16 protein-coding genes are annotated in these 18,242 nt (G+C 72.5%); 1 reads left to right on the top strand and 15 read right to left on the bottom strand.

What is annotated here, in order from left to right; all coding sequences use genetic code 11:
• Positions 1-38: 38 nt before the first annotated feature.
• The 13 genes from recA to rpsO form a co-directional block, all read right to left on the bottom strand.
• Entirely contained in the window at positions 39-1,151 is a 1,113-nt protein-coding gene (gene recA / locus ACH9D3_RS12660; RefSeq protein WP_396398943.1) for a recombinase RecA, read from the bottom strand.
• A gap of 234 nt (positions 1,152-1,385) precedes the next feature.
• Positions 1,386-1,607 carry a DUF3046 domain-containing protein gene (locus ACH9D3_RS12665; RefSeq protein WP_396398944.1) on the bottom strand — a complete coding sequence of 74 codons (222 nt, stop codon included), beginning with the start codon at positions 1,605-1,607 and terminating at the stop codon, positions 1,386-1,388.
• Positions 1,608-1,782: 175 nt separating this feature from the next.
• Entirely contained in the window at positions 1,783-2,214 is a 432-nt protein-coding gene (locus ACH9D3_RS12670; protein WP_017832912.1) for a helix-turn-helix domain-containing protein, read from the bottom strand.
• A gap of 163 nt (positions 2,215-2,377) precedes the next feature.
• Positions 2,378-2,872, bottom strand: coding sequence for a nicotinamide-nucleotide amidohydrolase family protein (locus ACH9D3_RS12675; protein ID WP_396411214.1), 495 nt, complete (start codon positions 2,870-2,872; stop codon positions 2,378-2,380).
• Entirely contained in the window at positions 2,869-3,474 is a 606-nt protein-coding gene (locus tag ACH9D3_RS12680; protein WP_396411215.1) for a CDP-alcohol phosphatidyltransferase family protein, read from the bottom strand. Before ACH9D3_RS12680 ends, ACH9D3_RS12675 begins: the two co-directional genes overlap by 4 nt.
• Positions 3,475-3,524: 50 nt before the next feature.
• Positions 3,525-6,290 (bottom strand): FtsK/SpoIIIE family DNA translocase, encoded by a 2,766-nt coding sequence (locus ACH9D3_RS12685; RefSeq protein ID WP_396411216.1) that lies wholly within the window; start codon positions 6,288-6,290, stop codon positions 3,525-3,527.
• 288 nt (positions 6,291-6,578) lie between these two features.
• Positions 6,579-8,270 (bottom strand): RNase J family beta-CASP ribonuclease, encoded by a 1,692-nt coding sequence (locus ACH9D3_RS12690; protein ID WP_396411217.1) that lies wholly within the window; start codon positions 8,268-8,270, stop codon positions 6,579-6,581.
• 14 nt (positions 8,271-8,284) lie between these two features.
• Entirely contained in the window at positions 8,285-9,241 is a 957-nt protein-coding gene (gene dapA, locus ACH9D3_RS12695) for a 4-hydroxy-tetrahydrodipicolinate synthase (protein ID WP_396411218.1), read from the bottom strand.
• Positions 9,242-9,295: 54 nt separating this feature from the next.
• On the bottom strand, positions 9,296-9,928 hold the full coding sequence (locus ACH9D3_RS12700; RefSeq protein ID WP_396398950.1) for a hypothetical protein: 633 nt from the start codon (positions 9,926-9,928) through the stop codon (positions 9,296-9,298).
• A 5-nt stretch (positions 9,929-9,933) separates the two neighbouring features.
• A complete protein-coding gene (gene dapB / locus ACH9D3_RS12705; RefSeq protein WP_396411219.1) occupies positions 9,934-10,749 on the bottom strand; it encodes a 4-hydroxy-tetrahydrodipicolinate reductase in 816 nt (271 codons plus the stop codon).
• Positions 10,750-10,906: 157 nt separating this feature from the next.
• A complete protein-coding gene (locus tag ACH9D3_RS12710) occupies positions 10,907-12,391 on the bottom strand; it encodes an insulinase family protein (protein ID WP_396411220.1) in 1,485 nt (494 codons plus the stop codon).
• A gap of 54 nt (positions 12,392-12,445) precedes the next feature.
• Complete coding sequence (locus tag ACH9D3_RS12715) at positions 12,446-14,707, bottom strand: polyribonucleotide nucleotidyltransferase (protein WP_396398953.1); 2,262 nt, start codon at positions 14,705-14,707, stop codon at positions 12,446-12,448.
• Positions 14,708-14,970: 263 nt separating this feature from the next.
• On the bottom strand, positions 14,971-15,240 hold the full coding sequence (gene rpsO, locus ACH9D3_RS12720; RefSeq protein WP_396398954.1) for a 30S ribosomal protein S15: 270 nt from the start codon (positions 15,238-15,240) through the stop codon (positions 14,971-14,973).
• 342 nt (positions 15,241-15,582) lie between these two features.
• On the opposite strand from rpsO, the gene ACH9D3_RS12725 reads away from it, so the two are divergent.
• Positions 15,583-16,452 (top strand): aldo/keto reductase, encoded by an 870-nt coding sequence (locus ACH9D3_RS12725; RefSeq protein ID WP_396411221.1) that lies wholly within the window; start codon positions 15,583-15,585, stop codon positions 16,450-16,452.
• Positions 16,453-16,473: 21 nt separating this feature from the next.
• Here the strand turns inward: ACH9D3_RS12725 and ACH9D3_RS12730 are convergent, their stop codons facing one another.
• Entirely contained in the window at positions 16,474-17,475 is a 1,002-nt protein-coding gene (locus ACH9D3_RS12730) for a bifunctional riboflavin kinase/FAD synthetase (RefSeq protein WP_396411222.1), read from the bottom strand.
• A 104-nt stretch (positions 17,476-17,579) separates the two neighbouring features.
• Positions 17,580-18,200, bottom strand: coding sequence for a GNAT family N-acetyltransferase (locus ACH9D3_RS12735; RefSeq protein ID WP_396398957.1), 621 nt, complete (start codon positions 18,198-18,200; stop codon positions 17,580-17,582).
• Positions 18,201-18,242: the final 42 nt, after the last annotated feature.

Genomic DNA, 18,242 nt, shown 5'->3' on the forward strand with positions numbered 1-18,242 from the left:
GCGCCGGCGTGCGTACGGGCTCTCGGTCACGGATCCGCTCAGAAGGCCGGTCCGGCGACCTCGGTGGGCAGCCCGACCACGGGCGCCTCCTCCTCGATCTCCTCCACGGCGTCCGGGTCGGCGACGACGCCGAGCTTCACCAGGATCCGGCGCTCGATCTCCTCGGCCAGCTCCGGGTTGTCCTTGAGGAACCGGCGCGAGTTCTCCTTGCCCTGTCCGAGCTGGTCGCCCTCGTAGGTGAACCACGCCCCGGACTTCTTCACGATGCCGTGCTCCACGCCCATGTCGATGAGCCCGCCCTCGGTGGAGATGCCCTCCCCGTACAGGATGTCGAACTCGGCCTGCTTGAAGGGCGGGGCCATCTTGTTCTTGACGATCTTGGCCCGGGTCCGGTTGCCCACCGGGTTGGCCCCGTCCTTGAGGGTCTCGATGCGGCGCACGTCCACGCGGACCGAGGCGTAGAACTTCAGCGCCTTGCCGCCGGTGGTGGTCTCGGGGCTGCCGAAGAACACCCCGATCTTCTCGCGCAGCTGGTTGATGAAGATCGCGGTGGTGTTCGAGTGCGAGAGCCGGCCGGTGATCTTGCGCAGCGCCTGGCTCATGAGGCGGGCCTGCAGACCCACGTGACTGTCACCCATCTCGCCCTCGATCTCGGCCTTGGGGACCAGGGCCGCCACCGAGTCGATGACGATGATGTCGATGGACCCGGAGCCCACGAGCATGTCCATGATCTCGAGGGCCTGCTCGCCGGTGTCCGGCTGCGAGACCAGCAGGCTGTCGGTGTCCACGCCCAGCTTCTCGGCGTAGGCGGGGTCGAGAGCGTGCTCGGCGTCGATGAAGGCGGCGATCCCGCCGGCCTTCTGCACGTTCGCCACCGCGTGCAGCGCGACGGTCGTCTTGCCGGAGGACTCCGGGCCGTAGATCTCCACGACGCGTCCGCGCGGGAACCCGCCGATGCCCAGCGCGACGTCCATCGCGATGGATCCCGTGGGAATGGTCTCGATCTTGGTGGCCGGGCGGTCGCCCAGGCGCATGACCGAGCCCTTGCCGTAGTTCTTGTCGATCTGCGCGAGGACGGTCTCGAGCGCCTTCTCGCGGTCGCTGCCGAACTGCTGGTCGGCGCTCTGCTTGTTGCTGCCCTTGGCTGCCATGGTCCACCTCGTGTTCGGGGGGCTCCGCCGGTGCGGCGGAAGCCGTTTGCTGCTGCTGTTCTCGTGGTCCACGGTATCGCCGGGGTCGGACACCGTAACGCCTGCCGCGGGGCCTGGGGAGCGCCTGCGCCCACCCGTCCGGCACGGACCGGACTGTGCAGGCCGCACCACGTCTTCGAATATACCTTCGAAGCGGCTCCCGGTCCACGGGCACGCCGGGCGGAGCCGTGCGGATCAGCCGCGGGGCGGCCGGTCCGTGCCCCACCAGCGGGACTCCGGGACGTCCTGGGCCCGGCAGAGCGCGAACCACACGGTCCGGGGATCGACCCCGGACTCGAGGGCGTCGACGGCCGTGCGGTGGCCCAGCTCCCCGAGCACGAGGTCGCGGGCCAGCACCCTGCTGTAGCCCGGGCCGAACTCGTCGGCCATGAGCTGCCAGAAGCTGCTGAGCCTCATCGGCGCTCCCCCTCCTCCTGCTCCTGCTGTTGCTGCTGCTGCTGCTGACGGTCCGTGCTGCCGGTCCATCCTGCCACCCCGGCGGCCGGCCCCGCACATGCCGGAGGGCCCGGCGGTCCTGGGACCGACGAGCCCTCCGGGACGTCGCGGACGGGCGGCGGAGCGCCCGGGCGGATCAGCGGGCGCCGGCCGCGGCGGCCTCGCCGCCGTTGACCCGGCCGAACTCCCGCGAGTACTGCTCGGTGAGATCGCTGGGCACCGTGTCCGGGACCAGGAGGCCCTCGGCGTAGGCCAGGCGGTCGGCGACCTCGCGCAGCATCTGGGACATCGGGATGTCGAGAGCGGCGCAGATCGACGCGAGCAGCTCGGAGGAGGCCTCCTTCTGGCCGCGCTCCACCTCGCTGAGGTAGCCGAGGGAGACACGGGCGCTGTGGGAGACCTCTCGGAGGGTGCGCCCCTGGCGCTGCCGCACGCTGCGCAGAACCTCACCGATCTCCTGGCGCAGTACACCCATCTTCATGTCCTTCGTCTCGGTGCTGTCGTCCTCGTCCAGGCCCACGTCCTTCCAACGGACGACGCCATTGACGGACACGGGTTGCTTCGTCATGTGAATCGTTTGTCTCCTCGTGTGTGGGGCAGCGTCACCGCCTGGTACGGGCGGTGTCCCGGCGCCGGCCGGTCGACATCCTGACTTCGATCGGCTCAACTCGAGCCTGCGATCATTGCTAACCCCGCTGATGGTTCCATTCTTCCCCGCAGGAGGCACTTTTTCACTGGGAGTTGGCTGGGAGCCGCATCGCGGCGGCGAGCCGCTCGAGGGAGACCCGCACGGCGTCCGCGCGGATCGCCGCCCGCGTCCCGGTGGCGGCCAGCTCGTGGACGGCGGATCCGGTCGGTCCCGCGATGCCCAGGTACACCGTGCCCACCGCCTTGCCGTCGTGCGGGGCGGGGCCCGCCACGCCCGTCGTGGAGACGGCCCAGTCCGTGCCCAGCCGCCGCCGGGCGCCCTCGGCCATGGCGAGCGCGACGTCCGGGTCGACGGAGCCCCGCTCGGCCAGCAGCCGGGCCGGGACGCCGAGGACCTCGGTCTTCACGTGGTTCGAGTAGGACACGACACCGCCCTCGAAGCAGGCGGAGGCCCCCGGGACGTCGACGAGGGCGGCGGCGAGGGCGCCGCCCGTCAGGGACTCCGCGGTGCCGATCGTCAGCTCCCGCCGGACGGCCTCCTCGACGAGCGCCCGCGCGGCGGGCTGCGGGTCCGTCACGTCGTGTCCCGTCCGGACAGCGCCCGGCGGCGCAGCTGCACCGCCTTGACGACGTAGTCGACGCCGGTGACGACCGTCACCACCAGCGCCGCCCCCATGACGGTCCAGCCGAGCCACGGCCACCACGCACCCACGAGGGGCACCAGCGGGAGCAGCAGGAGCAGGAGCGCCACGGTCTGCAGGACCGTCTTGAGCTTCCCGCCCTTCGAGGCCGCCATGACCCCGTAGCGGATGACGACGAAGCGCAGGAGCGTGATCCCCCACTCCCGCACGAGGATCAGCACGGTCACCCACCACCAGAGCTCCCCGAGCATCGAGAGCACCACGAACGCGGCACCGGTCAGCAGCTTGTCCGCGATCGGGTCGGCGATCTTGCCGAAGCTCGTGATCAGCCCGCGCGCCCGGGCGATGTCGCCGTCGAGCTTGTCCGTGTACATGGCGACCGCGAAGACCGCCAGGGCGGCCCACCGCATGCCCAGGGAGTCCTCGCCCTGGGTGCCTCCGGCCCACAGGAACCAGACGAAGAAGGGCACCAGCACGATGCGCAGGGCGGTCAGCGCGTTCGGCAGGTTCAGGTTGGAGGCCTGGTCCGCGGGGCTCATGGTGTGCTCACTTCCTCGTGGTGCGTGGACGGGGTGGGGACGCGGCCGGCTCAGCGGCCGGTCAGCTGCCAGGCGTCCTCGGAGCCCTCCGGGTCCTCGGTCCCGTCGCCGTGGTCGGCCGCGGTCCGGGCCAGCGAGGCCTCGACCGGGTCCTCGCCGTAGTCCGCGGAGCCGCCCTGCGGCGCGGGCGGGTCCTCGCCCCGGAGCACGGCCAGGGTCGCGGCGAGGTCGTCGGGCTTGACGAGCACGTCGCGCGCCTTGGACCCCTCGGAGGGACCCACGACGCCGCGGGACTCCAGCAGGTCCATGAGCCGGCCGGCCTTGGCGAAGCCGACGCGCAGCTTCCGCTGGAGCATGGAGGTGGACCCGAACTGGGTGGTCACCACGAGCTCGGTCGCCTGCAGCAGGACGTCGAGGTCGTCCCCGATGTCCTCGTCGATGGTCTTCTTGGGCGCCTCCTGCACCACGTCCTGGCGGTAGTGGGCCGTCATCTGGCCCTTGACGTGGTCGACGACCTCGTGGATCTCCGACTCGGAGACCCAGGCGCCCTGCACGCGCATCGGCTTGGACGCGCCCATCGGCAGGAACAGGGCGTCGCCCTGGCCGATGAGCTTCTCCGCGCCGGGCTGGTCCAGGACCACGCGGGAGTCGGTGACCGAGGACGTCGCGAACGCCATCCGGGAGGGCACGTTGGCCTTGATGAGGCCGGTGACCACGTCCACCGAGGGCCGCTGGGTGGCGAGCACGAGGTGGATGCCCGCCGCCCGGGCCAGCTGGGTGATCCGCACGATCGCGTCCTCGACGTCGCGCGGGGCGACCATCATGAGGTCGGCGAGCTCGTCCACGATCACGAGCAGGTACGGGTAGGGCCGGATCACGCGCTTGGAGCCGGGCTCCGGCTGGACCTTGCCGTTGCGCACGGCCTTGTTGAAGTCGTCGACGTGCTTGTACCCGTAGTGCGAGAGGTCGTCGTAGCGCGCGTCCATCTCCCGCACGACCCACTGCAGCGCCTCGGCGGCCTTCTTGGGGTTGGTGATGATAGGGGTGATCAGGTGCGGCACGCCCTCGTAGGCGGTCAGCTCGACGCGCTTGGGGTCGACCATCACCATCCGGACCTCGTCCGGGGTGGCGCGCATCAGGAGCGAGACGATCATCGAGTTCACGAAGCTCGACTTGCCCGCGCCGGTGGCGCCGGCCACCAGGAGGTGCGGCATCTTCGCCAGGTTGGCCACCACGTAGCCGCCCTCGACGTCCTTGCCCACGCCCATGACCATGGGGTGCTCGGTCTTGCGGGCGTTGTGCGAGCGCAGGACGTCGCCCAGGGAGACGGTCTCGCGGTCGGTGTTCGGGATCTCGATGCCGATCGCGGAGCGCCCGGGGATCGGGGACAGGATGCGCACGTCCGCGGAGGCCACGGCGTAGGCGATGTTCTTGGACAGCGCCGTGACGCGCTCGACCTTGGTGCCGGAGCCGAGCTCGATCTCGTACCGGGTGACGGTGGGTCCGCGGGAGAAGCCGGTGACCACGGCGTCCACGTTGAACTGCTCCAGGACGTTCGTCAGGGCGGCGACCACGGCGTCGTTGGCCTCGGAGCGCTCCTTCGGCGGCGGCCCCTGCACCAGCGCGCCGGGCACGGGCAGGGAGTAGGCGATGTCCCCCTCGAGCGTCAGCTGCTCGGCGCGCGCGGGGATGGGCGCCTCGGGGGTGTGGGTGCGGGCGGTGACGGCGGTGGAACCCGTGGGCTCGGCGGGCACGTCCTCGAGCGCCGGGGAGCCGGAGCCCGCGGCGGTGTCCGCGGCCGGCTCGAGGCCCTGCTCCCGGCGGAGCCGGCGGGCCGCGAGCTGCTCCTGGGTGGGGCGCTTCTGGCCCGGTCGCGGCGCACCGGGCTCCGTCGTCCCGTCGGCCGCCTGCTCGGCGGGAGCGGTCTGCCCGGGGGTCCCGGCCGCCGCCTGCTCCGCGGCGGCCCGCTGCCGGGCGGCGCGCGCGGAGTCGACGTCGAAGACCCGGGTGGGCGCCTGGCCGTCGGCGGTCTCCTCCTCGTCGACGACGGCGCGCTCGAAGGCCTCGTCGCCCCGGTAGCCGTCGTGGGCGCGCTGGGCGGCCTCGGCCTGCTTGCGCTCGCGGCGCTTCTGGCGGCGGCTCGGAGCCGCCTCGGTGCCGGCGTGGTGCTCGTCGAGGTAGGAGCGGTCGTGCCGGGCGGCGGAGACGTCGGTCGCGGAGACGGGACCGTCCTGGCCCATGAGCCGCCAGTAGCCCTGCTTGAGCCGGGGCAGGATGAGGTTGACGGGCGTCGCGGTCACCACGAGCACGGACAGGAGCAGGGCCGCGACGAAGATCGCGCCGGCGCCGACGGGCGTGATGAGGGCGCTCAGGGGGTCGGCGGCGAGGAAGCCGACGTAGCCGCCGGCGGCGCGGAGGGCGTCCTGGCCCTGGCCCGGAGACGGCTGCCCGAGCAGCACGTGCGCCAGGCCCGAGCCCGCGACGACCGCGGCCCCGAGGCCGATCGCGATGCGGTTGTTGTCCGAGGTGTCCTCGGGGTGGCGGAAGCGGCGCAGCGCGAAGCCCACGAGCGGCAGCGGCAGGACGAGGGCCGTCCACCCGAAGGTGCCGGCGAGCACCTCGTGCAGCACGACGGCGGGCACGGACAGCCACGGCACGGACGCACCGGGCAGGTTCCACCACTCGACGGCCGCGGCGAGCAGGCCGAGCAGCAGGAGGAACAGGGCGCCCCCGTCCCGCAGCGCCTCGGCGGGCACGCCGGTGCGCAGGGTGCCCATGCGGCGCACGGCGCCGCCCACCACGTGGGCCGCGGTCATCCAGACGCCTCCGACGGCGCGGGCGCACCACGCCAGGGCGGCGCCCAGTCCGTGCAGCAGCCGCGGCGAGCTCCCTCCGGCCGCCGAGGAGCCCCGTCCGGCGCTCGAGGGTCGGCGGGGGGAGGCGGAGCGGCTGGATCCCGACGACCGCGCAGAGGACGTGCTGCTCCTGCCCCGCGACGTCGAGGCGCCCTTGCGGGCAGGGGAAGTACGAGTCGCCATGGTCCCAGGGTAGACCACGGCCCCCTCCCGCCCGCGGTGCCGCACGGGCGGGAGGGGGCCGCGTGCTCAGGCCTCGATGACCACCGGGACGATCATCGGCTTGCGCCGCAGCCTGCGGTTGACCCATGCGCCGATCGTGCGGCGCACCACCTGCTGGAGCTGTTGGGTGGTGTGGTTCTTGCCCGAGTGGTTGATGGCCTCCTCGAGCGCGGCGGTGATCCTCGGCTTGATCTCGTCGAACACGCTGTCGTCCTCGGCCACGCCGCGGGCGTGCACGTCCGGGCCGGTGACGACCTTCCCGGTGTCCCGGTTCACCACGGTGATCACGGAGATGAAGCCCTCCTCGGCCAGCACGAGCCGGTCCTTGAGGTCGGCGTCGGTGATGGTGCCCACCGAGGAGCCGTCCACGTAGACGTAGCCGCACTCGATCTGCCCCGTGATCCGCGCTTCGCCGGCGGCCATGTCCACCACGGTCCCGCCCTCGGCCAGCAGCACGTGGTCGCCGGGCACCCCGGTCTCCTCGGCGAGCCGGCCGTTGGCGACGAGGTGGCGGACCTCGCCGTGCACCGGCATGACGTAGCCCGGTTCCACGATGTTGTAGCAGTACAGCAGCTCCCCCGCGGCGGCGTGCCCGGAGACGTGGACCTTGGCGGTGCCCTTGTGGACCACGTTGGCGCCCAGCCGCATGAGCCCGTTGATGATCCGGAAGACCGAGTTCTCGTTGCCGGGGATCAGCGACGACGCGAGGATCACGGTGTCGCCCTCGGCGAGCTGCACCTTGTGGTCGCCGTTGGCCATGCGCGACAGCGCGGCCATCGGCTCGCCCTGGGACCCGGTGCACATGATGACCAGCCGCGAGTCGGCGTGGTCGTCGATCTTCTTCTGGTCGATCAGCGTGTTCGGCGGCACCTCGAGGTAGCCGAGCTTCTCGGCGATGGTCATGTTGCGCACCATGGACCGGCCCATGAACGCGACCTTGCGCCCGTGCTCGGCGGCGGCGTCGAGGACCTGCTGGACCCGGTGGATGTGCGACGAGAAGGAGGCCACGACCACCCGCCGGGGGGCCCGGCCGATCACGTCGGCGAGGACGGGGCCGATGTGCTTCTCCGTGGGCGTGAAGCCGGGGACCTCGGCGTTGGTGGAGTCGACGAGGAACAGGTCGACGCCCTCCTCCCCCAGCCGGGCGAAGTGGCGCAGGTCGGTGATCCGGCCGTCGAGGGGCAGCTGGTCCATCTTGAAGTCGCCGGTGTGCAGGACGGTGCCGGCCTTCGTGCGCAGGAACACCGCGAGGGCGTCGGGGATCGAGTGGTTGACGGCCACGAACTCGCACTCGAACTCGCCGAGCCGCTCGACCTGGCCTTCGCGCACCGCCATCGTGTAGGGCTTGATCCGGTGTTCCAGGAGCTTCGCCTCGATCAGCGCGAGCGTCAGCCGGGAGCCGAGCACGGGGATGTCGGGGCGGCGCTTGAGCAGGTACGGGACGGCGCCAATGTGGTCCTCGTGGCCGTGCGTGAGCACCACGGCCACGACGTCGTCGAGCCGGTCGACGATGTGGCTGAGGTCCGGGAGGATGAGGTCCACGCCCGGCTGGGTCTCCTCGGGGAAGAGCACGCCGCAGTCGACCACGAGCAGCTGGCCGTTGATCTCGAACACCGTCATGTTCCGCCCGACCTCGCCCAGGCCGCCCAGCGCGACGACGCGCAGGACGTCCTGGCCGAGTGCGGGGGGCGCGGACAGGTCCGTGTGCCACTGGGTCATGTGACCCCTTTCGTTCAGTCGATGGTCTCGAGGATGGTGCCGGAGAGGATCGAGTTCTCCAGGTCCGCGCGGATCAGGGCGGCCTCGGCCTCCGTGGCCTGGACGTGCGGCAGGCGCACGGTGGAGTGCGGCAGCCTGCCCTGCCACGTGAGGATCGTCTTCGCCGCGACGGCGCCGGGGGCGCGGGTCATGGTCGCACGGACCACGGGTTCGAGCTCCCGGTTGATCCGCTGGGCCGTGACGAGGTCCTGGGCGCGGACCGCGTCGACGAGGCGGCGGTAGTGGGCGGTGGCCACGTGGGTGGTGACGCCGACGAGCCCGGCGGCGCCGATCGACATCCACGGCAGGGTCAGGCCGTCGTCGCCCGAGTAGTAGAGCAGGTCGGTCTCGGCCAGCACCCGGGTCGCGGCGACCAGGTCCGCCTTGGCGTCCTTGACGGCCACGATGTTGGGGTGCCCGGCCAGGGACACGAGGGTCTCGGTGGCGATCGGGATGCCGGCGCGGCCCGGGATGTCGTACAGCATGATCGGGACGTCCACGGAGTCGGCGAGGCTGCGGAAGTGGGCCTCGACACCGGCCTGGGTGGGCTTGTTGTAGTACGGGGTGACGATGAGCAGCCCGTCCATGCCGATCTCCTCCGCGGCGCGGGACAGGTAGCGGGAGTGCTCGGTGTCGTTGGAGCCGGTGCCCGCGAGCAGCGGCACGCGGGCACCCACCGCGTCCTTGACGGCCCGGAACACGGAGAGGTTCTCCTCGTCGGTCATGGTGGAGTACTCGCCCGTGGTGCCGCACACCACCAGGCCGTCGCACCCGTCGTCGACGAGCTGCTCGGCCACCCCGGCGGTGGCGTCGAGGTCCACGGCGCCGTCCTCGGCGAAGACGGTGATCATCGCGGTGAGCAGCGTGCCGAACATCGGCTCGGCCCGGGTCGCGGGGCGGTCGGCGGAGGAGGGTGCGGCATTGGCAGTCATGCGTGCCAGGTTACCGTCTTCGGGCGGGTGCACCGGCGGGGCGGCGCCCACGGCTCAGTCCCGGGTGTCGTCCGGGGGCCCGGCGGGTTCCGTGTTGCGTGCGGTGCCCCCGCGGGAGAGCGACACGGCGTCGCGCATCGCGGAGCGCGCGCGGGTCCTGTCCCCGGCGGCGGCGTAGGCGAGGGAGAGCCGGTACCAGTTGCGCCAGTCGGCCGGGTCCTCCTCGGTCTGGGCCCGGTACGTCCCGAACCGCTCGTCGGCGGCCTCGCGCACGATCCGCCCGCCCGGGGTGCGCGGGAGGTCGTCCGCCGGCAGTCCGCCCTCCGCGTCCAGCGTGCGGCCGAGCTGTTCGGTCCGGACGCCGAAGAGGACCTCGCGCACGAGCGCCCACACGCCCACGGCCGGCAGCACCAGCATGGCCACGCCGAAGGCCTTGGGGATCCAGCCGTCCGTGCCCAGCAGCAGCACCGCGCGGTGCAGGCTGAGGCCCAGGTAGACGACGAGCAGCGAGACCATGGCCGCGGCGAGCAGCTTCGCCCTGCTCGTCGACTCCAGCAGCGTGAAGACCCCCGCGAAGGCCAGCACGGCGAGGATCCACAGCTTCGAGCCGCCGGGGATCGGCAGCAGCCACAGGGTCAGCAGGGCGGCCGCGAGCAGCCCCCAGATCCAGGCCCGGATCGAGTCCATCGGCTCTACAGGTCCAGCTCGAGGTAGTCCTCGAGGCCGTGCGCGAGGCCCGGGTGGGAGCCGACCTCCCGGACGCCGAGCACCACGCCGGTCATGAACGAGATGCGGTCGAAGGAGTCGTGCCGGATGGTGAGCTGCTCCCCGAGACCTCCCAGGAGCGTCTCCTGGTGGGCGACCAGCCCGCGCAGGCGCACGGAGTGCACCCGGACGTCGTCGACGAGCGCGCCGCGTGCCCCGTCCGGGTCCTGCGTGGTGGCGTCGGGCGACGGTTCGACACCCGCGGCCCGCCGCGCCGCGCCGACGAGGGCGGCCGTGCGCGCGGCGGTGCCGGAGGGGGCGTCGACCTTGTCCGGGTGGTGCAGCTCGACGATCTCGACGGACTCGAAGAACCGGGCGGCCTGCGCGGAGAAGTGCATGGCCAGGACCGCGCCGATCGAGAAGTTGGGGGCGACGAGCACTCCGACGCCCGGGTGCTGGGCGAGCAGGGTCCGTGTCCGGTCCAGGCTCTCGTCGTCCCAGCCGGTGGTTCCCACGACGCAGTGGATGCCGTGCTCGACCGCGAAGCGGACGTTGTGCTCGGTGACCGACGGGACGGTGAAGTCGATCACGACCTCGGCGTCGGACGTGACCAGTGCGTCGAGGGAGTCCCCGTGGTCCAGCTCCGCGACGAGCCGCAGTCCGTCGGCGCGCCGGACCGCCTGCGCGGCCTCGCTGCCCATCCGTCCGCGGGCGCCGAGGACGGCGACCCTGAGCTCGACGGCGGTGGTCTCGGGGGCGGGGGTCTCGGGGGCGGGGCTCTCCCGGGCGGTGCTCTCGGTCATGGCTCCAACTCTAGGTCACGGAGGTGCGGGGACTGCCGCCGGGTGCCGCGGCGGCAGCCGGGTTGCGGCGGCCGCCGTGGGGGCCGGTCCGCGGCGGACGGGCAGCGGCGATCGGGCAGCGACGATCGGGCAGCGACGATCGGGCCGCGGCGGCCGCTCAGCGGCGGGTGGGCGCCACGATCGTGGTCACGACAGGCCCCTCGGCGAGCCACCCGGCGAGGTCCCGGACCTGCTCCGGGGTCACGGAGCGGACCCGGTCCAGGGACTCGTCGATGTCGAGGAACTCCCCCGACTTCAGCTCGGCGGAGCCCAGCCGGGACATCCTCGAGCCGGTGTCCTCCAGGGCGAGCACCGTCCCGCCGCCGAGCTGGCCCACGACCTTGCGCAGCTCGTCCGCCCCGATGCCGTGCCGGGCGAGCTTCTCCAGCTCGCCGGTCATGAGCGCCACCACCTCGTCGGTGCGCGCCGGCAGGCAGCCGGCGTACATCCCGAAGTAGCCGGCGTCCGAGTAGCCCCCCGAGAAGGAGAACGTGCTGTAGGCCAGGCCGCGCTTCTCGCGGATCTCCTGGAACAGCCGGGAGGACATCCCGCCGCCCAGGGCCGCGTTGAGCACGGTCATCGCGAACCGGCGCTCGTCCCGGGACACGATCCCGGGCCGGCCGACGACCACGTTGGTCTGCTCGACGGGCCGTTCCAGGAAGTGCTCGCCCCAGTCGGGATCCAGCGGCGCGGGGGTGCGTCCGCGCCGTGCGAGCGGGGCGGCCGGGGCGGCGGGGTCCCACCCCGCCCGGCCGAGGGCCTCGGCGACCAGGGCGACGACGACGTCGTGCTCGAGCCCGCCGGCGGCCGTCACCACGAGCCCCTCGGGCCGGTAGTGGCGCCGGTAGTGCTCGACCACCGCGTCGCGGGGCACCGCGAGGATCTCCTCGGGGGTGCCGCCGATGGGCCGCCCCAGCGGGTGGTCGCCCAGCACGCGCTGGGTGAACTCCTCGAAGGCGACGTCCTCGGGGTCGTCCTTGTCCATCGCGAGCTCCTCGAGGATGACGCCCCGCTCCCGCTCGAGCTCCTCCGGGTCCAGGACGGCCGAGGTCACCATGTCGGTGATGACGTCGATCGACATGGGCAGGTCCTCGGCGAGCACGCGGGCGTAGTAGCACGTGTGCTCCTTCGCCGTGGCCGCGTTGGACTCCCCGCCCACCTCGTCGAAGGCCTCCGCGATCTGCAGCGCCGAGCGACGTGCGGTGCCCTTGAACAGCAGGTGCTCCAGGAAGTGCGTGGAGCCCAGCCGGCCCGGCTGCTCGTCCCGGGAGCCGACGCCCACCCAGAAGCCGATGGTCACGGCCCGCTGGGCCGGCATCCGCTCGGTGAGCACCCGGGTGCCGCACGGCAGCACCGTGCGACGGACCACGTTGCCGCCGGCGCCCTCGTGCAGGGTGTGGCTGAAGCCCGCGGCGGCGGTGGTCAGGGCTGCGGCCGCCCCCGAGGGGGAACCGGCCGGGGTGGAACCGGCCGGGGTGGAACCGGCCGGGGTGGAACCGGCCGGGGAGTAACTGTGGGGAACCGCCGAGAGGCGGACGTCCGGGCCCGGGGTGCTCCCCGGGCCGCGGTCGCCCGCCTCCAGCGGCAGGTCGACTGCCGTCATCCAGCTGTGCTGCTCTCTGTGCTCGTGCGGTGCTGTGCGCGGGACGGGCCCGGCTCAGGCCTCGGCGTCGTCGTCCTCGGCGGGGACGTTCGGGTCCTCGGCGACCACCGGGGCCAGCGAGAGCTTGCCGCGGTCGTCGACCTTGGCGATCTCCACCTGGACCTTCTGGCCCACGCCGAGGACGTCCTCGACGTCGGTGACGCGCTTGCCCTCGTTGAGCTTGCGCAGCTCCGAGATGTGCAGCAGGCCGTCCTTGCCGGGCGTGAGGGAGATGAAGGCGCCGAAGGTCGTGGTCTTGACCACGGTGCCCAGGTAGCGCTCGCCGACCTCGGGGACCTGCGGGTTGGCGATCGCGTTGATCGCCGCGCGGGCCGCCTCGGCCGAGGGTCCGTCGGTCGCGCCGATGTAGACGGTGCCGTCGTCCTCGATCGAGATGTCGGTCCCGGTGTCCTCCTGGATCTGGTTGATCATCTTGCCCTTCGGGCCGATGACCTCGCCGATCTTGGAGACGGGAACCGTCACGGAGATCACGCGGGGTGCGAACTCGCTCATCTCGTCCGGCTGGTCGATCGCCGCGTTGAGCACCTCGAGGATGTGCAGCCGGGCCTCGCGGGCCTGGGTCAGCGCGGCGTCCAGCACCGAGGAGGGGAGGCCGTCGAGCTTGGTGTCCAGCTGGATCGCGGTCACGAACTCCGAGGTGCCGGCCACCTTGAAGTCCATGTCGCCCAGCGCGTCCTCGGCGCCCAGGATGTCGGTCAGCGCGGCGTAGCGGGTCTCCCCGTCCACCTCGTCCGAGACCAGGCCCATCGCGATGCCGGCCACCGGGGCGCGCAGGGGCACACCGGCGTTGAGCAGCGACAGGGTCGAGGCGCAGACGGAGCCCATCGACGTGGAGCCGTTGGAGCCCAGCGCCTCGGAGACCTGGCGGATCGCGTACGGGAACTCCTCGCGGGAGGGCAGCACGGGGGTGATGGCCCGCTCGGCCAGTGCGCCGTGGCCGATCTCGCGACGCTTCGGCGAGCCGACGCGGCCGGTCTCACCGGTCGAGTACGGCGGGAAGTTGTAGTGGTGGATGTAGCGCTTGTGCTTGACCGGGGACAGCGAGTCGATCTGCTGCTCCAGCTTCAGCATGTTCAGCGTGGTGACGCCCATGATCTGGGTCTCGCCGCGCTCGAAGATCGCGGAGCCGTGCACCCGGGGCAGGACCTCGACCTCGGCGGTGAGCTGGCGGATGTCCGTCAGACCGCGCCCGTCGATGCGCACCTGCTCGGTGAGCACCCGCTGGCGCACGGTCTGCTTGGTGAGCGCCTGGTAGGCGCCGTTGACCTCGTCCTTGCGGTCGGCGAAGGGCGCGCCCTCCCCGGTGAGCTCCGCGAGGGTCGCCTGGTGCAGCTCGTCGGTCGCGGCCTCGCGCTCCTGCTTGTCGGCGATCGAGTAGACCTCGGTGAGCCGGGTGCCGACGGAGGCCGCGACGGCCTCCTTGGCGTCGTCCCCGAAGAGGCCGAAGCGGGGCAGTTCCATCTCCGGCTTCCCGGCGCGGGCCCGGAGGTCCGCCTGGGCGTCGCACAGCGCCTTGAGGGACGGCTTGGCGGCCTCGAGGCCCTGGGCCACGAGCTCCTCGGTGGGGGCCACGGCGCCGTTGTTCTTGATCAGGTTCCAGGAGTTGTCGGTGGCCTCGGCCTCGACCATCATGATCGCGACGTCCTGCTCGCCGTCCTTGCCGGTGACGACCCGGCCGGCCACGGCCATGTCGAACACGGCGTTCTCGAGCTGCGAGTGCTTCGGGAAGGCCACCCACTGGTGCTGGCCGTTCTCGCCGGCCATCAGGGCCATGCGCACGCCGCCGACGGGACCCTGGAAGGGCATGCCGGACAGGGTCGTCGCCATCGATGCGGCGTTGATCGCGACGGTGTTGTAGATCTCGTCCGGGTTCATGGACAGGATCGTGACGACGACCTGCACCTCGTTGCGGATGCCCTTGCCGAAGGCGGGGCGCAGCGGGCGGTCGATGAGCCGGCAGGTGAGGATCGCGTCCGTGGACGGACGGCCCTCGCGGCGGAAGAACGAGCCCGGGATGCGCCCGGCGGCGTACATCCGCTCCTCGACGTCGACCGTCAGGGGGAAGAAGTCGAAGCCCTGGCGGGGGGACTTGCCCACCGTGGTGGCGGCGAGCATGGTGGTGTCCTCGTCGATGGAGACGAGGGTGGAGCCGGCGGCCTGCTTGGCGAGGCGGCCGGTCTCGAAGCGCACGACGCGCTTTCCGTAGGAACCGTTGTCGATGACGGCTTCGGCGTACTGGATCTCGGGACCCTCCAAGGGTCACCTCCGTTTCGTGTTCGCGGGACCGCCCGCGCGTCACCCGGTCTTCGATCGAGATCCACGGACGGTCCGCAGGCCGCGTGGGCCGTCCGGTGTCCGGAGATCACTACCGAGGACCGCGAATGATCGGCGCGGTGGCCCCGTCTGCTGTTCGATGCTGCTGTGTCTGGTGTTGCGGTGGCCCGTCCGGCAGCCGTGCCCGGCGGGCGTGGTGCTCGGCGGCGTCCCCCGGTGTCCCGGTGGACGCCGCCGGGCGCCGGCTAGCGGCGCAGGCCGAGCCGCTCGATGAGCGAGCGGTAGCGCGAGATGTCGGTCTCGCGCAGGTAGGTCAGCATGCGGCGGCGGCGACCGACCAGGGCCATCAGGCCGCGGCGGGTGTGGTGGTCATGCTTGTGCTGCTTCAGGTGCTCCGTCAGATCGGCGATCCGGCGGGTCAGGACCGCGATCTGGACCTCGGGCGAACCGGTGTCGCCCTCGTGGGTCGCGAAGTCCTTGATGATCTCCTGCTTGATGGCGGCGTCGAGTGCCACGTGTAACTCCGTTCGAGTCAGTACCGTGCGGCCCGGACGACGGGCTCGTCGCCGGGTCCCGGGGCTCCCCGGGGATCCGACAACCACGGACTGCAGTCGGACCGCCGTCAAGTCTACCGGACGCGCGGTGATCGCCCCACCCGCGGGCCGTGCGGCGCGCTGCGCTGGGCCGGTCCGGGCCCGTGGGCCAAGATGGGAGGGACACCGCCACGAGGTCCCGGGCACGGGCGTCCGGCACCGGGTCACCGGCCCCGGACGACCGGGAGCGGACGACCGGGGCGGGACGAGCGGGACGAGACGAGCGGGACGAGACGAGCGGGACGAGACGAGCAGGAGCAGCGCGTGAGCAAGGACAAGAAGGACGGACAGGGCCTCGCGGTCGCCGACCGCACGCACACGATGCGGGACGGCCGGGGCATCCCCGCGATCGGGCTGGGGACCTACCCGATGGACGACGCCGAGGCGGAGGCGAACGTCGCCGAGGCCCTGATGCGCGGCTACCGGATGGTCGACACCGCGGTGAACTACGGCAACGAGACCGGCGTGGGCCGCGGGATCGCCGCGTCCGGGGTGCCGCGCGACGAGGTGTTCCTCACGACCAAGCTGCCGGGCCGGGACCACGGGACGGACTCCGTGCGCCGCTCGCTCGACGGCTCGCTGCGGAGGCTGGGCACCGATCACGTGGACCTCTACCTCATCCACTGGCCGAACCCGTCGGTCGGCCGGTACGTCGAGACGTGGCGGACCATGCTGGAGCTGCAGCAGGAGGGCCTCGTCCGCTCGGTCGGGGTGTCCAACTTCACCCCCGCCCACGTCCGGCGCCTGATCGAGGAGACGGGCGTGACCCCGGCGGTCAACCAGGTGGAGCTGCACCCCCAGTACCAGCAGGAGCGGCTGCGGGACTTCCACGAGGAGCACCGCATCGTGACCCAGGCGTGGTCCCCGCTGGGCCGCAAGACCGATCTGCTCCAGCACGAGTGGATCGCCCGGATCGCCCGGCGGACCGGGCGGACCCCGGCGCAGGTCGTCCTCCGCTGGCACGTGCAGTCGCACACGGTGCCGATCCCGAAGAGCTCCGACACCCGGCGCATGGCCGAGAACCTCGACGTCTTCGACTGGGAGCTGGACGAGGAGCAGATGCGGCGGATGCAGATGCTGCACACCGGGATCAGCGGTTCCGGCTACGACCCCGACACGCACGAGGAGATGTAGGGCCGAGGCGGCCGCCGGGGCTCACGCCTCGGCGGCCAGGATGTCCCGGGTCCGCTCGACGTCGTCGTCCATCTGTGCCACGAGCTTGTCGACGCCCTCGTAGGCGACCATGCCGCGCAGCCGGTCGACGAACTCGACGACCACCTCCTGGCCGTAGAGGTCGAAGTCCTCCACCCGCTCCTCGGGGCGGTCGATGACGTGCGCCTCGACCTGCCGGGGCACGTTCTCGAACGTGGGGTTGGACCCCACGGAGATCGCCGTGGGCCAGCGCGTCCCGTGCGCGTCGACCAGCCACCCGGCGTAGACGCCGTCCGCCGGGACGAAGCCGGCGGCGGCCGGGGAGAGGTTGGCCGTGGGGTAGCCGAGCTCCCGCCCTCGGGCGGCACCGTGCACCACCTCTCCGCGCACCCGGTGGTGGCGCCCGAGCAGCCGGGCGGCCGCACGCACGTCCCCCGCCTGCAGGCAGGTGCGGATCCACGTGGACGAGCAGCGCCGCTCGCCCGTGGCCGCGCCGTCCGGGGCGTGCTCCGAGTGCTCGTCGTCCAGGGGGTCGAGCAGGTCCTCGACCACCCGGACCTCGAATCCGTGCCGCTCCCCCAGGGCCCGGAGCGTGTCGACGTTGCCGCTGTTGCCCTGCCCCAGCCTCGTGTCCGCGCCCACCACGAGGCAGCGCGCGCCGAGCGGTCCCACGAGCGTGCCCAGCACGAACTGCTCGGTGGACTGGCCCGCGAACTCCAGGGAGTACTCCAGGACGAGCACCGCGTCCGCGCCGGTCCGCTCGAGGGCGTCCAGCTTGTCCTCCGTGCCCATGATCAGTCCCGGGTGGCGGTCGGGACGGTGCACCTGCGCAGGATGCGGGTCGAACGTCACGACCACCGACGCCCAGCCCCGTGCACGGGCGGAGTCCACGAGCTGGGACATCACCTGCTGGTGGCCCCGGTGGACACCGTCGAAGTTGCCGATGGTGACCACCGACGGGCCGAAGCCCGGGGGGACGTCAGAGAGATCTCGCCAGCGGAACACGGTTCTCCTCGCAGGAACGGGACGGGCAGGAACGGGACGGGCGGGGACAGCACGGGCAGGTGCAGGACGGGCCGCCAGTGGACGGGCAGGGACGGGTCGTGCGGTCAGGACGGGTCGGCGCGGGCGGGGGACGGCGGCCCGTCCCACGGGGCCTGCGGGGAGCGGGGGTCCTCCGCGCCGAGGGTCAGGATCCAGGCGTCGACCGAGGCGCCGCGCTGCTCCATGAACCCGTCGATCCGCACCGGGGAGCGGAAGCCGAGTCGCCAGGCGAGCTTGCGGCTGGCCCAGTTGGGGACCTTCGCCATCCAGTAAGCATAGGTGAGGCCCCGGGACCCGAAGGCGTGCTCGAGGAGCAGCCGGCAGGCGGCCTCCGCAGCGCCCGTGCCCCGGGCGTGCGGGCCGAAGTTGAGCCCGAGGTCGGCCGTGGTCCCCCGCAGGGCGTTGAGCCCCACCGTCCCGTGCAGGCGGTCGGTGCGGGCGTCCGCCACGGCCCAGTTGTACTCGCGCCCGGCGCGCCAGGCACCGGGGACGAAATCCTCGATGTACCACCGGGCGTCGGCCTCCGTGTAGCCCAGCGGCACGGTGGTGAACTCCGCGGCCGCGGGGTCCGCGCAGTTCAGCGCCAGCTGCGCCACGTCGCGCTCCTCCAGCCGGCGCAGCACCACGGTGCCGTCGCTCAGGACGGGGACGTCGTAGTCCTCGGCGCCGTCGGGGCGTTCGGGCATCGTGGGGGTTCCTTCCGGGAGGCGTGCGGGGCCCGCGGGCCC

It is taken from the genome of Kocuria kalidii, from assembly GCF_044462225.1.
GTDB lineage: Bacteria > Actinomycetota > Actinomycetes > Actinomycetales > Micrococcaceae > Kocuria > Kocuria kalidii.